A 14,909-nucleotide genomic window follows, 5' to 3' on the forward strand; every position below is an offset into this window, starting at 1 on the left:
AATTCTATCTCGACTGATTGTTGCTGCTGCACCTCCCAAGACGTGCGGCGGCTTTCGCGTAGCTATTAGTTAGCAAAAAACCATAAAGACATACCAAAGGCCGCAGATGTTTTCATCCGCGGCCTTTTTGCATTTAAAGGAATAACAATATGAGCCAGCCGAAATTACAACTCTTTAATACAATGGGGCGCACCCTTGAGCCGTTCCATACCATCGAATCAGGTAAAGTTGGTTTGTACGCATGTGGTCCGACGGTGTACGACTATGCGCATGCAGGGAACTTGAGAACCTACCTTTATGTTGATGTGCTAAGGCGCACGTTAGAGCTCAACGGCTACGACATAAACCACGTTATGAACATCACGGATGTTGGCCACTTGGTGTCTGACGCCGATACCGGTGAAGATAAAATGGAAAAGGGCGCGAGAAAACAGAACAAGTCTGCGTGGGAAATCGCAAAGTACTTTGAAGACGCGTTTTTGGATGACCTTAATCGCTTGAATATCGTCAAGCCTTCCATCATTTGTCGCGCTACTGAGCACATTCAAGAACAGATTGAATTCGTCCTAGAGCTTGAACAAAAGGGCTTCACCTATCAAACCTCTGATGGCGTTTATTTTGATTCAGCGAAGCTTCCGGATTATGGAAAACTTGCCAAATTGGACCGCGAGGGGTTAGAAGCGGGCATTCGTGTCGAAATGGCAGAGAAAAAGAGTCCAACTGATTTCGCACTCTGGAAGTTTAGCGGCGACACACAAAGACAAATGGAATGGGAAAGCCCTTGGGGAGTTGGCTTTCCGGGGTGGCACATCGAATGTTCTGCGATGGCAGAGAAGTACCTTGGGGAAGTGTTCGATATTCATGTTGGTGGGGAAGACCATATTCCAGTTCACCACACCAACGAAATTGCCCAATGCCAAGCAAAGAATGGGCAAGTACAAGCGAATTATTGGCTGCATGGCTTCTTCCTTCAACTTAATAAAGAGAAGATCTCCAAATCCGGTACGTCACTTCGTCTTGAGGCGTTAATAGAGAAAGGCTATGACCCTTTAGTTTACCGTTACCTGGTGCTAACCAGTCATTATCGCAGTCATTTGAGCTTTACTTGGGAGAGCTTGGACGCGGCACAAACGGCTTTGAAGCGCCTGAAAGCGAAAGTATCGGCATTACCAGAAGGTGGCAAAGTTGACCAAACGTTTGTTGAGCGTTTTATGTCACTCATCAACAACGATTTAGCCATGCCACAAGCGATCGCTTTGATGTGGGAGTTGCTTGGAAGTGCATTAAACGATGCAGATAAAAAGGCAACGGCGCGCTATTTTGACCGTGTGTTTGGTTTGGAGCTTGATAAAGTAGAAGAAGAGGAAATCCCTAGCGAGATCTTGGAATTGGTAGAGTTGCGTTTGCAAATGAAAAAGCAGAAGGAATACCAACACGCTGACGAAATCCGCCAGCAAGTCGCCGAGCTCGGCTATAGAATCAACGATGCCGGCAATAGCTCAACGGTGAGCAAACAAGGTTAGCAAGCCAGAAAACAGAAAGGCTCACTACGATAGTGAGCGTTTCTAATTGAAAACGATAAACGCTCTCGTCGTTATTGAATCGCTAACTCAGGCTGTGAAGCCGTATTCACTTCTGCGGTTTGATTATACTTCTTAATCACCAGCGTCAAGCGAATCAGCATTGCAATTGCTGCGGTGGTTAACCCGGTTACGATACCAATCCAGAAGCCTTCTTCGCCCATTGCAGGAACGATTTCATCCGTGATACCCAGCAACATACCCAGTGGAAGCGCCAAGCCCCAGTAGGCTAGAATCGCCAGAATCATCGGGATCTTAGTATCTTTGTAGCCACGCAGAGCGCCGTTTGCAGACGTCTGTAGTGCATCGCTGAATTGGTACATCGCAGTAAACATCAGCAGAGTCGCCGCTGTTGCTGAAACCACAGGATCTGTGGTGTACAAACGAATGATCCACTCAGGGAACAGCAAGAAGAAGCCGACTGAAACCAACGACAGTAGCGCAGCGGTAATAATGCCAACCAAACTACGGTGAGAAGCTGTCTCAAGCTTTTGTTCACCCAATGCATGACCAACGCGAATCGTGATACCAAATGAAAGGCTCATTGGGATCATGTACGTCATGCTAGAAATGTTCAGTGCAATCTGCGCCGCAGCAACGTTTTCTGCACCAATACGACCAATCAATAGGGCAATAACCGCGAAGATGCTGCCACAAACCGCAATGTTCAAACCAATCGGCATACCGAGTTTGAAGAGTTGTTTGATCTCTTGCCATATCGGCTTTAGCTCAGCGAAGTGCAGAATGTTTTTGTAGTGATGATGGCGTTTGATGTAGCTAAACAGTAGGGCAGACATCAGCCAGTAAACCAAGCTCGTTGCCCAGCCACAGCCAACCGCACCCAGAGCAGGCATGCCGAATTTGCCGTAAATCAGAATGTAGTTAACAGGGATGTTTACCAACAAACCAATCACAGAAATCAGCATCGGTGCGCGCGTGTTGTTCATCCCTTCGCAAAAGCCATTCAAAGTGTAGAAAAGCGCAATGCCTGGAACACCAAATGCCAACGCAACAACATAATCACTCGCGATAGGAATGATCTCAGGCGCAACGCCTAAGCCAACCAGAATACTTTCACCAAGCAGTAAGTAAACAATCAAAATTGCGCTAACGAACGCAGACAACCAAAGCATCTGAATAAACGCGATACGCACGTTATCCAAACTTTGTGCGCCACGGTGGTAAGCCACGACAGGTGTTAATGCCATGATGATGCCGCGAAGCAATAGCGAAACGGGTAGCCATAAACTGGTGCCAAGTGCGATCGCAGCGAGGTCGGCAGCACTCACTTGGCCTGCCATTGTGGTATCGATAAAGCCCATCGACTGAGTGGCAAGTTGCATCAGAATGATAGGGATCGATAGGTGTAACAAAGCGCCCGATTCTTTAAAAAAGCGAGAAAAAGAGGAAGGTGTGTTTTGCATGGATGTAGTTAAACACCAATATCAATGCACCAGTGGAAGCAGGATAGCGTTGTGCATTGTAGGGTGTGCCGCGTAGGCAGGCGCAATATACGGATTTTTACTCTTGCGTTCAATATGTAATTTAGATCACAAGAAAACGATTGCTTTGAGTTTTTTAAAGATTCATTTTCTCTGTGAATGCATTGCGTTTTTTACTGCTCATTTTTAGATGAAAACAAGTGGTTTTAGACTCGCTCGTTTCAATAATAATCAGTCATTATTCCGCTTTTCGATGGTTACAAATCTTTTTATCTGACGTCTCGATTTATTTATTGTGTGATTATTTTCTTGGTGATATTTATCGCCTTAGTTTAGGCAATGCATGGAATAAACAATGGAAGCCGAGCAATTAGAAGTACTCAATTTCATTAGCCAATACCCACCTTTTGATGACTTACCGGAAGAGCACCTGAGAAACATCGCAATGAATGCTGAAGTCGCGTATTACCGCGCAGGGACAGACATTCTCAAGAAAGGCGATGACATTCGTGATTTGTACATGATCCGTAGTGGTGTGGTGGAAATCTTCCGCCGCAAAGGCGAATTGTACAACCGTATCGACGCTGGTGGCTTGTTTGGACAAATGGGGTTGTTGATGAACAATCGTGTTCGCATGCCAGCTAAAGCGATCGAAGACACCTTGGTTTACTGCATTCCAGAGAAGATCTTCACTGAGCTATGTGACGAGTTTGAGAACTTTGCTGATTTCATGGAATTGGAAGACAGCGCCAGGCTGCGTACCGCGGTATCAAACCAGTCAGATGGGAATGACTTTACTACTGCGAAAGCGCGCAAGATCTTAAGCCGTGAGCCAGTGACACTTGAAGCCAGTGCAACGGTGCGTGAAGCGGCGATCTTGATGGCGGAAGAGGGCGTTACTGCGCTTTTGATTGTCCGCGCGCAAGAAGACATTACCGAAGACGACGATGACCAACTGCTTGGTATTTTGACCGAGAAAGATCTGTGCGTTCGCGTGTTAGCTGAAGGTAGAGACAGTGATATTCCTGTAAGTGAAGTGATGAGCTACGACGTTGTATCGCTCGATTACAGTGCTTACGTGTTTGAAGCCATGCTGACAATGCTACGTTACAACGTCCATCATCTGCCTATTCTTAAAGACAAAAAGCCAATCGGTGTAATTAGCATGACGGATATCGTCCGTTATGAATCGCAAAACAGCTTGTTGCTTGTGAGCTCTATTTTCCAACAAAATTCGGTAGAAGATCTCAAAGCGGTTTCTAAACAGGTGAAAGACTGCTTTGTGCGAATGGTGAGTGAAGATGCAAATGCCCACATGGTAGGGCGTGCTATGTCGGTGATTGGCAGCAGCTTCAAACAACGATTGGCAGAGTTAGCAGAACAAGAATTAGGTCCTGCGCCCATCCCGTATTGTTTGTTGGCGATGGGCTCCATGGCGCGTGATGAACAGCTTATCGTCACAGACCAAGACAACGCGCTGATTCTAGACAACAGTTACGAACCAGCACTGCATGGTGAGTACTTTGCTCAGTTTGCGAAGTTCATTTGTGATGGGTTAGCGGAGTGCGGTTACACCTACTGTACTGGCGACATCATGGCGACTAACCCAGAGTGGCGTAAAACGCGCTCCGAATGGGAAGAGTGCTTTGCGAATTGGATTGATGATCCAACGCCAGAGCGACTTCTGCACAGCAATATATTCTTCGACTTACTTGGTGTACATGGACGCGTAAAATGGGCAGAGCAGTTGAGTGGATTCATTGTCCGCCGTGCCAAGAAGAATAGCCGCTTCTTAGCTTGTATGGCTTACAACGCGATTCGTCGCACGCCGCCACTTGGGTTCTTTAAAGACTTCGTGATGGAGAAAGACGGTCGTCATCGCAATTCCATAAACTTGAAGCGTCGCGGTACCGCACCAATGGCGGATCTGATTCGTGTGCACGCTTTGGCGATTGGCTCTCGTTCGCAAAACTCGTTTGAACGTTTGGATGACATCAACAACGCGGGCATCTTACCGAAGGGGCGCGGCATGGACTTAAAAGATGCGATGGAGTTGATCTACATGGTGCGAATCCGACATCAAGCGCTGGATATCGAAAACGGGGAAGAGCCGGATAACAACATCGAGCCAGAAGAAATGTCGGAGTTTGAACGCCGTAACTTAAAAGCCGCATTCCAAATCCTCAGCAACGCGCAGAACTACATTAAGTTCCGTTATCAGAGAAGTGGCAAATGATGTGGTTTTCGAAACAAAAGCAAGACAGTCGCGATTTGCTTGATACCAGCCAGACACCCGATTGGCCGATCTACTTCAAGCAACTTGCCGAGCAAGCGAACGATACTCGATTAAAACGCTATTACTCTACGCCTATTGTGAATGGTGATACGCCATTAAAAGAGGTACCGTTTGTCTCCGTCGATTTTGAGACCACGGGTTTAAACGCCGAGGAAGACGCCATTCTCACCATAGGTTTGGTGCCATTTACGCTAGGGCGAGTGCAGTGCAGCGGATCTCGCCATTGGGTGGTAAATCCAAATCGAGAACTGAATGAAGAATCGGTGGTGATCCACGGCATTACCGATTCCGAAGTGAAGAATGCACCGCAACTTGAGCAAATTCTAGATGCCATTCTTGATGAGTTAGCCGGAAAGATTGTGGTGGTGCACTACAAGAACATCGAGCGTCAATTCTTCAATAACGCGTTGTTAAACAGCGTGGGTGAGGGGATTCAATTTCCAGTCGTTGATACGTTGGACATCGAATATGCGATTCAACGTCGAGAGTGTGGGGGTTGGTTGAACAAGCTCAAAGGTAAAAAGCCAGGCTCAGTGCGACTCGGCCATGCGCGTGAGCGTTACCATTTGCCTGCTTATCAGCCACACCATGCGCTGACCGATGCTCTTGCTACCGCTGAGTTGTTACAGGCGCAGTTGCAATACCACTTTGACGGTGACATGCCGTTGTCTGTGATTTGGCAGTGAGTTATTAGTCTCGCTAATGCATTGGTGACAAATTTTATTGGTCGTCCTGATAACAAAATGCAATGCGATATCAGGACGGTTGAAGGTAAAATTATAAAGTAGAGCAACCCTTCTAAAAGCGACACAACGATCGCACATAAGCTTTGCAGCAAGTGACACAAGAAAGTCATCACTCGGCTTCCTACATCAAGCTTAATTTGAACTTAAATATAGCCACGTTTTTAAGGAGATAAATCGTGAGCACCGACAACAATGGCGGTATACAACGCCCCGACGGTAAGGTGAACCCGATCGATACTGATTACCAGATTGGTCAGGATAACGTCGCGTTAAAAGTAGGTCCTTTTGGACTTGATATTCACAACCGCGTGTTTGCTATTTCAGGTATGTCGATCATCCTGTTCGTAGTGTTAACACTGACATTCAGACAACAAGTAGAACCTTTCTTTGCGGGTTTGCGTGGTTGGTTAGTGTCAAACCTTGATTGGTTATTCCTATCTGCAGGCAACGTGTTTGTCGTGGTGTGTTTGATCCTGATCGTAACGCCACTTGGTCGCGTTCGTATCGGCGGTACAGAAGCAACACCGGACTACACTTATGCAGGCTGGTTAGCGATGCTATTTGCTGCTGGTATGGGTATCGGTCTGGTATTCTTCGGCGTATCTGAGCCTATGTCTCACTTCAGTGCTGCACTTGGTGGCGTGAATGTTGAGAATGGTGTTCGTACTGACTGGGCTCCACTAGGCGCAGCAGAAGGGGATACATCAGCGGCATCTGCACTGGGTATGGCAGCAACGATTTACCACTGGGCACTTCACCCATGGTCAATCTACGCACTATTGGCACTTGGCTTGGCGATCTTCTCGTTCAACAAGGGCTTGCCTCTAACGATGCGTTCTATTTTCTATCCTCTTTTTGGCGAGCGAGTTTGGGGTTGGGTTGGTCACATTATTGATATCTTAGCGGTAGTCGCGACGGTATTTGGTCTTGCGACTTCTCTTGGTTACGGCGCATCACAAGCAGCTACAGGTCTAAACTTCCTGTTCGGTATTCCGATGACAGAGACAACGCAAGTTGTGCTTATCGTAATCATCACAGCACTTGCTTTGATCTCAGTAGTCGCTGGCTTGGATAGCGGTGTAAAACGTCTGTCTGAAATCAACATGGGCTTAGCGGCACTATTGCTATTGTTCGTGATCATCGTGGGCCCGACAGTCGCTATCATGACTGGTTTCTTCGAGAACATCATGTCCTACCTTGCGAATGTTCCAGCGCTTTCAATGCCATTCGGCCGTGAAGACGTGAACTACTCACAAGGTTGGACGGCGTTCTACTGGGCGTGGTGGATTTCATGGTCACCATTCGTCGGTATGTTTATTGCGCGTGTATCTCGTGGCCGCTCAGTTCGTGAGTTCATCGTGTGTGTTATCCTGATCCCATCAACCGTGTGTGTATTATGGATGACGGCATTTGGTGGTACGGCGATCAGCCAATACGTGAACGATGGTTACCAGGCGGTATTTGACGCAGAGCTTCCACTTAAGCTGTTCGCGATGCTAGATGTGATGCCACTGTCTCAAATCACCTCTATCGTAGGTATTATTCTGGTTGTGGTGTTCTTCATCACTTCTGCGGACTCTGGCTCGCTTGTGATCGATACGATTGCCGCGGGTGGTAAAGTAGATGCACCAACACCTCAACGTGTATTCTGGTGTACATTTGAAGGCTTAGTTGCAATTGCGCTAATGCTTGGTGGTGGTCTCGCGGCTGCACAAGCGATGGCGGTAACAACTGGTCTGCCATTCACTATCGTATTGTTGGTTGCAACGGTATCTCTAGTGAAAGGTTTGATGGATGAGCCTCGCCCAACATCAAAATCAATGAAGAAAGCGAAAGCGTAATTTAAGCTTTCTTCGTAACAACGAAAAAACGGCATGCTTCGGTGTGCCGTTTTCTTATCTTAATTCTTCATCTTTAGTCATCAATCGGCTGCCATTCTCTTCCTGCTCGAAACAATTCCTCAGTGCGAAACTGACGATGTTTTGCTCATTTGGCTTCGATTAATTTTTTACCCTATAAATAAATTAGAGCTCAAACTATTTTTAAAGTCATGCTCATTTGGCCTTAATGCGACATAGATCAAAAAAGAAGGTATTAAGAGCGGCTTTGTTTGATTTTTATGCACTATCAGTGTGCATAATAAAAAGGAAATTTAATTAGTGTACGAAGGATATGTATCTACACATGATTACCTCAGCCCCTTGGGTGATGTATCCAGAGATTGGAGAAGACCCAAGCAAAAAATGGATTTTTCGTGAACCTGTCGTGTCTGATGGCGACGATATTTATGGTTTGATCGCAGATTGTCCTCCGCTCGATATGAACTCTTCATATTGTAATTTCCTTCAATCTAGCCATTTCAGCAAAACCTGTGTTTTAGTTGAGCACAAAGGCGAGATTGCCGGTTTCATCTCTGGTTACCAGAAGCCTGGTGAGACTAACGTGTTATTCATTTGGCAAGTCGCCGTAGCGCCAAGATTTAGAGGTAACGGGCTGGCTTTCAAAATGCTCAGTAACTTACTCGACCGAGAAGGCCTCGAGAGTATCAACGCTATTGAAACCACGATCACCAAGTCAAACGACGCGTCTTGGGCGCTATTTAAAAAGCTCGATGCGCAAAATGGCAATGCTGGCGAAGTGAGTACCTTCTTGGACGAAGACAAACACTTTAAAGGCAAACACGATACGGAATATTTGTATCGTATCCCTCTCAAATAAACCCACCAATAGGAATCAAATAACGGTCTTATCATGGATATTTTTAAAAAGCAGGAATCCAATGTACGTTCATACTCAAACAGTTTTCCGGTCGTTTTTCGTAGCGCGAAAGGTTGCTGGTTAGAAACAGAGCAAGGTGAACGTTACCTCGACTTTCTTGCTGGAGCGGGATCTCTCAATTACGGCCATAACAACCCAGTATTTAAGCAAGCACTGCTTGAGTACATTGAAATGGATGGCATTACACACGGCTTGGACATGCATTCAGAAGCCAAAGCCGCCTTTCTTGAAGCGTTAAATCAGTACATTCTCCAACCAAGAGCGCTGGACTACAAAGTGCAATTCACAGGCCCAACGGGAACCAATGCCGTAGAAGCTGCAATCAAGTTGGCAAAAAAAGTAACGGGTCGTAGCAGCATTGTTGCTTTCACCAACGGTTTTCATGGCTGTACTGCAGGCGCACTTGCAGCAACGGGTAATCAACACCATCGCCAAGGCGCGGGATCGAGCTTAAACAATGTCACGCGAATTCCATTTGAAGGTTATGCAGGCATTGATGGTTTAAAATTGTTTGAAACCATGCTGATTGACAACTCGGCAGGCATGGATAAGCCCGCGGCGGTTCTACTTGAAACCGTGCAGGGCGAGGGCGGTTTGAATGTGGCCTCTAACGAGTGGCTGCAAAGACTCAGTAAGCTGTGCAAGGCTCACGATATCTTATTGATTGTTGACGATATTCAAGCAGGCTGCGGCCGCACAGGCACTTTCTTTAGCTTTGAACCGTCGGGCATTAAACCAGATATGGTAACGCTGTCGAAATCCATCGGCGGTTATGGTCTGCCAATGGCAATTGTTTTGCTAAAACCTGAGTTGGATAAATGGAAACCGGGCGAACATAACGGCACATTCCGTGGCAATAATCACGCGTTTGTCACAGCAGCTAAAGCACTTGAAACATACTGGTCAAACGACCGCTTTGAGCTGCACATTAAGCGCTGTTCAAACATGGTTGAAGAAGTCATTCAACGCTCCGTTCAACGATTCCCTGAGCTGTTTGTTCAGAGTAAAGGTCGCGGCATGATGATCGGTATTGAGTGTAAGAATGACGAGATTTCAGGAGCTATTGCAAAAACCTGTTTCGACAATGGCATGGTGATTGAAACAGCCGGACCAAATGATGAAGTGGTGAAGTTCTTTTGCCCATTGACCATTTCTGAAGCTGAACTCACTCAAGGGCTTAATATCTTCGAGGGCTCGGTCGAAGCCATCGCAAGTAAACATTTCAAACAAGCATCATAGCAAGGAAAGAATTATGATCGTTAGAACACTCGACGAGTGTCGCAATAGCGAAAGACGTGTTGTGTCTGATAACTGGGAAAGTGTCCGTATGTTATTGAAAGATGACAACATGGGCTTCTCATTCCATATCACGACGATATACGAAGGCACCGAAACACACATTCATTATCAGAACCATCTTGAGTCGGTATTCTGCATGAGTGGAGAAGGGGAAATTGAAGTCGTTGGCGGTGAAACTTACCCAATCAAACCGGGTACGCTGTATATCCTAGACAAGCATGACGAGCACTACCTACGCGCCTACAAAAATAAAGAAATGGTCATGGCGTGCGTGTTCAACCCGCCGATCACCGGTGCGGAAGTGCATGATGAGAATGGTGTTTATCCCTTGGTAGACTAGTCAATCTCTTCAAATATTTGAAACGGGGTGAAGGTTCACCCCTTTCTTTTTTCCTTTCTTTCAAATGACCAATCATTAAGGCCCCTTCATGACATTTACCGTAGAAAAGATCGGCGGTACTTCGATGACAGCGTTTGATGCTGTGCTCGACAACATCCTCCTTCGCCCACAAAACCCATATAACCGTATTTTTGTTGTTTCTGCTTATGGCGGAATGACAGACGCTCTATTGGAATGCAAAAAGACCAGTAAACCCGGTGTCTATCAGCTTATCGCTAAGCGAGATGAAGCGTGGCAAGACACTTTAGCCTACGTAGAAAGCCGCATGCTACTCACTAATGAACACATTTTTGCAGATCCGATGAATAGAATGAGAGCGGATAAGTTCATTCGTTCCCGAATTGCGGAAGCAAAAACATGTGTCACCAACATCCTAGAAACTTGTCAATATGGGCAGTTTTCTCTGCGTCACTATTTGCCACAGATCCGCGAGTTTCTCTCTTCAATTGGTGAAGCTCATAGCGCTTATAACACCGCCTTAAAGCTCAAAAATATGGGAATCAACGCTAAATTTGTCGACCTTTCTGGTTGGGATAATCAACAACCTCGCAGTTTAGATGAGACGATACGTGAAGCGTTTGAAGAGATCGATGTGACTCAAGAGTTGCCAATCGTGACGGGTTATGCGTACTGCAAAGAAGGACTAATGCACACTTATGATCGTGGTTACAGCGAAATGACCTTTAGCCGAATTGCCGCAACAGCCAAAGCCGATTTAGCGATAATTCATAAGGAATATCACTTAAGCTCTGCCGACCCAAGAGTCGTGGGAGTCGACAGTGTTAATCCGATCGGATTTACGAATTACGATGTTGCCGATCAATTGGCTAATCTTGGTATGGAAGCGATTCACCCCAATGCAGCGGCGGGTTTACGAGAAAGTGGTATTGAATTGCAGATCAAAAATACCTTTGAACCTGAGCACAAAGGCACTCTAATCTCTGCGGATTATCGTCCTGAGAGTAACCGGATTGAAATTATCGCAGGAAAACAGAAGGTATTTGCGCTGCACTTGTTTGATCAAACCATGGTTGGAAAAGTGGACAATGTCAGTTACGAACTGATGGAAATCATTGCCGATGCGCGCGTCAATCTTATCGGTAAAGAGATGAATGCGAATTCAATAACGTATTATCTAGGTGGCAGTGTCGATAGCCTAAACAAAGTGCGATACAAAGTAGAAAAGCGCTATCCGCAAGCCTCGAACACTGGGCTCATGGTGGCTCTTATCTCTGCAATCGGCTCCCAAATCGATACCAATAAAACGTTAGCCAAAGGTGTTTTTGCACTGATGAATCGCGACGTGACACCCATTGCTCTCCATTCATCAATGAGAAACGTTAACGTACAGTTTGTTGTGAGTGATGACGAGTATAAGGAAGCGATTTGTGCGCTACATGAAGAGTTCTTTGAACAAGACAACAATGCAAATAAGTCGGTGAATGTTGCTTAATCGGCTTGCCTAATGATAATGCAGTTTCAAATGCGGTTAATCGCTATTTGAAACTGCTTAGCTGAATACATATTTTAAACTTCGCATGATAGTGGAGAATACAAGAGTAAATAATGACTTAGAGCGGCGTTTATCAATCAGTTCTTCTATCACCACTGTGTCGTCTTTCGTTAACCTTGCTCGCCAAATTAAGCACCAAATGACCCTAACACGATAACACTGGTTGTTAACGGTAATTGGAGCGTTTCTAAACGCGATAATAAAAAGCCGTTTTGAATAGAGGATCTCTTCTCCAATTCGCAAGGTAAATCTTGTCGACAGGCGGTGGTATTCTGCTGTTACGAGTATGCCATCGATATAATGTGATTGTGTTTGAACGGTTTTGAATCCCATCTTGATCTATCCTTAGATCTCTCACTTAACTCTACTAATCAATATCTTACTGTAAGCTCGTCCAAAAAATTCAATTACATTGTATTTCTTAATAAAAGCTGGGTTAGTGCATATGGAGTGGTATGCCATTGCTCGGAATAACAGCAAGAGGCTGAGACTGAAAAAGTCATATATTCAATAGATGAAGCTGTGTTAAAGCGGCTTGATAAGCAGCAAAGGAGCCAACCATGGCTCCTTTGTTATTCATGAACGACCGAGTTAGATATTTGGACGTGCCGTCTCGTTAGTTGATGGTGGTAGATGAGGCAATGTTACCTCTGGTTGGTCACCAGTTAATGAACGTAAGAACTCAGTGATTTTTCCAGATTCCTCTTTCGTTAGCTTCTGGCCAAGTTGAAGGTCAGCCATCATTGCTACGGCTTCTTCTAAATCCCAAACCGAGCCATCGTGGAAGTACGGGTAGGTGAGTTCGACATTACGCAGTGTTGGTACTTTAAACACAAATTTATCGAAATCATTACCCGTGATCGCCTTGCGTCCCACATCTGGGTTGTCTGTTGCAAACGGCTTTACTAAGCCCATCTTTTGGTACATTTGACCACCAGCTAATGGGCCACTGTGACACGCAGTACAACCTTTGGCTTTAAATAGGTTATAACCCTCGACTTGCGCTGTGGTTAGCGCGTTGTCGTCGCCTTTCAACCAAAGATCGAACGGTGCGTTTGGCGTGCGCAGAGTCTGTTCAAATGTTGCAATCGCGTCAGTCACGTTATCAATGGTGATCGTCTCACTGCCATAGGCTTGTTGAAACCACTCGCGGTATTGAGGGATTGACTTAAGTGTGTCGATCGCAAGCTGGTGGCTAAAGGCCATTTCGAGTGGGTTCTCGATTGGACCTGCTGCCTGTTCTTGCAAATCTTTGGCCCGTCCATTCCAGAACTGAACAAAGTTCAAATCCGAGTTAAACACCGTTGGTGAGTTGATAGGACCAATCGCCCATTTATGACCTATGGAGCTTGGTAGGTTATCGACGCCACCTTTTGCGATGTTATGGCAAGAGTTACAAGAAATGGTGTTGGAGGCGGATAATCGAGGTTCAAACCACAACGTTTTACCCAGTTCTACCTTTTTCGCGTCAAGCCCAGCAACCGGTTCAATCACCTTGATGGGCTCTGCGGATTGGCGCTCTGCATAAGCACCGAAAGATAGGACTGACAAGACGCTCACTGCTATAAGAGTTTTCATAATAACTTCCTTTTTAAGTGATTTTTTCACTCTCACTAGGGCGGCGTACTTCTTATTGGTACGCTCTGGAAGTCACGGTATAGCAATCGTTTTTATCTATAAAATGCAAAAAATCGATGGTTTTTATGGCAAAAAACGATGTTAAAAGCGAACAAAGTTTGCACGATTTGATTTTGCTTGCCTCCCAAGGAGCTGATCACTTTTTGTTTACAACTATGCAAAGAATATAAACGAATGGTTCGTTGACTTAGGTCAATTATGCAATTGGATTCTTCAAACCTCTCAGTGTGACGGTGTTAACAATATTTCCCTTTGCGAGACATTGTATTACTGAAACGCATCAGTCTTTTGTCTTAAGAACTCAATCAGTGTTCGTACTCGTAACGGCATCAGGGCTTTCTCTTGGTACACCGCATAAATTGGGATCTCTAAATCGTGCACATTAGGTAGGATACGGACAAGATCTCCCCGTGCTAATTCTTCCTTCATCATAAAGCTTGGCATGATGGCAAACCCAAGATGATTCAAAACAAATTCTTTGACTGTCGCAGCGGTTCTCACTTGCACTTTTGGACTGTGAATTAAACGTGTCACCTGACCTTTGCTATTGGTCATCGTAAGCTGCTTATCACCGTGAACGATATGGTGGCTAATCCAATCCAGAGCTAAAAGATCTTCGGGTGTGGATACCGTTTTGACCTTGCTTAGATAGATTGGCGTCGCACAAAGCATATCTCGGAAATAGCCAAGCTTAACCGCGTATAAACTCGAATCTTCAAGGGCGGAGGAGGCACGTAGTGCGATATCACAACGAGATTCAATCAGGTTGCTGTAGCTGTCGCTCTCGATAATATCGAGTTTGATTTCCGGATAGAGGTGTAAGAACTCACTCAATATATCCACCATCGCGGAGCTGGGTGTGGAGATTCGAATCGTCCCGCTTGGGATTTGATTGGCATCTTGTGTTTCTGCATTCGCTTCTGAGGCGATATCACCAATCAGTTTGCATTTCTCGTAGTAACGTAACCCAGCGTCAGTCAACGAAAGCGAGCGAGTGGTGCGATGCAACAGACGAGTATTCAGCGCTTGCTCGAGCTTAGAGACGATCTGCGAGACGCGTGCCTTGCCAATATCAAGATCGTCCGCTGCTTGAGTAAAGGATTGTTTCTCTGCCACTTTAGCAAAGACCATCATGTCATCGAGTGAGATCATACCGATTACTTTCCAAAAGCTATTCATTATTGTTTAGTCAGAATGAACAATTAGTTTAATCAAAG

11 protein-coding genes are annotated in these 14,909 nt (G+C 45.6%); 8 read left to right on the forward strand and 3 right to left on the reverse strand.

What is annotated here, in order from left to right; translation table 11 throughout:
• Positions 1 to 149 precede the first annotated feature (149 nt).
• Positions 150 to 1,523 (forward strand): cysteine--tRNA ligase, encoded by a 1,374-nt coding sequence (gene cysS / locus BSZ04_RS15445; protein WP_088880757.1) that lies wholly within the window; start codon positions 150 to 152, stop codon positions 1,521 to 1,523.
• A gap of 71 nt (positions 1,524 to 1,594) precedes the next feature.
• Here the strand turns inward: cysS and BSZ04_RS15450 are convergent, their stop codons facing one another.
• Positions 1,595 to 3,004, reverse strand: coding sequence for an MATE family efflux transporter (locus BSZ04_RS15450; protein WP_088880758.1), 1,410 nt, complete (start codon positions 3,002 to 3,004; stop codon positions 1,595 to 1,597).
• 373 nt (positions 3,005 to 3,377) lie between these two features.
• On the opposite strand from BSZ04_RS15450, the gene BSZ04_RS15455 reads away from it, so the two are divergent.
• From BSZ04_RS15455 to BSZ04_RS15485, 7 genes are all read left to right on the forward strand, one after another.
• A complete protein-coding gene (locus BSZ04_RS15455) occupies positions 3,378 to 5,258 on the forward strand; it encodes a DUF294 nucleotidyltransferase-like domain-containing protein (RefSeq protein ID WP_088880759.1) in 1,881 nt (626 codons plus the stop codon).
• Positions 5,255 to 6,004 (forward strand): 3'-5' exonuclease, encoded by a 750-nt coding sequence (locus BSZ04_RS15460; protein WP_162531062.1) that lies wholly within the window; start codon positions 5,255 to 5,257, stop codon positions 6,002 to 6,004. The genes BSZ04_RS15455 and BSZ04_RS15460 overlap by 4 nt, the downstream gene beginning before the upstream one ends.
• A 236-nt stretch (positions 6,005 to 6,240) precedes the next feature.
• On the forward strand, positions 6,241 to 7,905 hold the full coding sequence (locus BSZ04_RS15465) for a BCCT family transporter (RefSeq protein WP_088880760.1): 1,665 nt from the start codon (positions 6,241 to 6,243) through the stop codon (positions 7,903 to 7,905).
• 343 nt (positions 7,906 to 8,248) lie between these two features.
• Positions 8,249 to 8,782 carry a diaminobutyrate acetyltransferase gene (ectA, locus tag BSZ04_RS15470; protein ID WP_041853181.1) on the forward strand — a complete coding sequence of 178 codons (534 nt, stop codon included), beginning with the start codon at positions 8,249 to 8,251 and terminating at the stop codon, positions 8,780 to 8,782.
• 33 nt (positions 8,783 to 8,815) lie between these two features.
• Positions 8,816 to 10,081: a diaminobutyrate--2-oxoglutarate transaminase gene (gene ectB / locus BSZ04_RS15475; RefSeq protein WP_088880761.1), complete on the forward strand. Its 1,266-nt coding sequence runs from the start codon at positions 8,816 to 8,818 to the stop codon at positions 10,079 to 10,081.
• 13 nt (positions 10,082 to 10,094) lie between these two features.
• Positions 10,095 to 10,481 carry an ectoine synthase gene (locus BSZ04_RS15480; protein WP_005393369.1) on the forward strand — a complete coding sequence of 129 codons (387 nt, stop codon included), beginning with the start codon at positions 10,095 to 10,097 and terminating at the stop codon, positions 10,479 to 10,481.
• 88 nt (positions 10,482 to 10,569) lie between these two features.
• Positions 10,570 to 11,994, forward strand: a complete 1,425-nt coding sequence (locus BSZ04_RS15485; protein ID WP_088880762.1) for an aspartate kinase — start codon at positions 10,570 to 10,572, stop codon at positions 11,992 to 11,994.
• A gap of 651 nt (positions 11,995 to 12,645) precedes the next feature.
• On the opposite strand, the gene BSZ04_RS15495 is transcribed toward BSZ04_RS15485, so the two are convergent.
• Positions 12,646 to 13,632: a cytochrome-c peroxidase gene (locus tag BSZ04_RS15495; protein ID WP_088880763.1), complete on the reverse strand. Its 987-nt coding sequence runs from the start codon at positions 13,630 to 13,632 to the stop codon at positions 12,646 to 12,648.
• A 327-nt stretch (positions 13,633 to 13,959) separates the two neighbouring features.
• The gene (locus BSZ04_RS15500) at positions 13,960 to 14,844 is read right to left on the reverse strand and encodes a LysR family transcriptional regulator (RefSeq protein WP_088880764.1); all 885 of its coding nucleotides are present in this window, start codon (positions 14,842 to 14,844) and stop codon (positions 13,960 to 13,962) included.
• Positions 14,845 to 14,909 lie beyond the last annotated feature (65 nt).

This window comes from Vibrio rotiferianus, assembly GCF_002214395.1.
GTDB classification, from domain to species: domain Bacteria; phylum Pseudomonadota; class Gammaproteobacteria; order Enterobacterales; family Vibrionaceae; genus Vibrio; species Vibrio rotiferianus.

Bases quoted from the DNA above. Each gene is read 5' to 3' on its own strand.
- cysS (WP_088880757.1), top strand. From the start codon at position 150: ATGAGCCAGCCGAAATTACAACTCTTTAATACAATGGGGCGCACCCTT.
- ectA (WP_041853181.1), top strand. From the start codon at position 8,249: ATGATTACCTCAGCCCCTTGGGTGATGTATCCAGAGATTGGAGAAGAC.
- BSZ04_RS15460 (WP_162531062.1), top strand. From the start codon at position 5,255: ATGATGTGGTTTTCGAAACAAAAGCAAGACAGTCGCGATTTGCTTGAT.
- BSZ04_RS15500 (WP_088880764.1), bottom strand. From the start codon at position 14,844: ATGATCTCACTCGATGACATGATGGTCTTTGCTAAAGTGGCAGAGAAA.
- BSZ04_RS15495 (WP_088880763.1), bottom strand. From the start codon at position 13,632: ATGAAAACTCTTATAGCAGTGAGCGTCTTGTCAGTCCTATCTTTCGGT.
- BSZ04_RS15450 (WP_088880758.1), bottom strand. From the start codon at position 3,004: ATGCAAAACACACCTTCCTCTTTTTCTCGCTTTTTTAAAGAATCGGGC.
- BSZ04_RS15485 (WP_088880762.1), top strand. From the start codon at position 10,570: ATGACATTTACCGTAGAAAAGATCGGCGGTACTTCGATGACAGCGTTT.
- BSZ04_RS15455 (WP_088880759.1), top strand. From the start codon at position 3,378: ATGGAAGCCGAGCAATTAGAAGTACTCAATTTCATTAGCCAATACCCA.
- ectB (WP_088880761.1), top strand. From the start codon at position 8,816: ATGGATATTTTTAAAAAGCAGGAATCCAATGTACGTTCATACTCAAAC.
- BSZ04_RS15480 (WP_005393369.1), top strand. From the start codon at position 10,095: ATGATCGTTAGAACACTCGACGAGTGTCGCAATAGCGAAAGACGTGTT.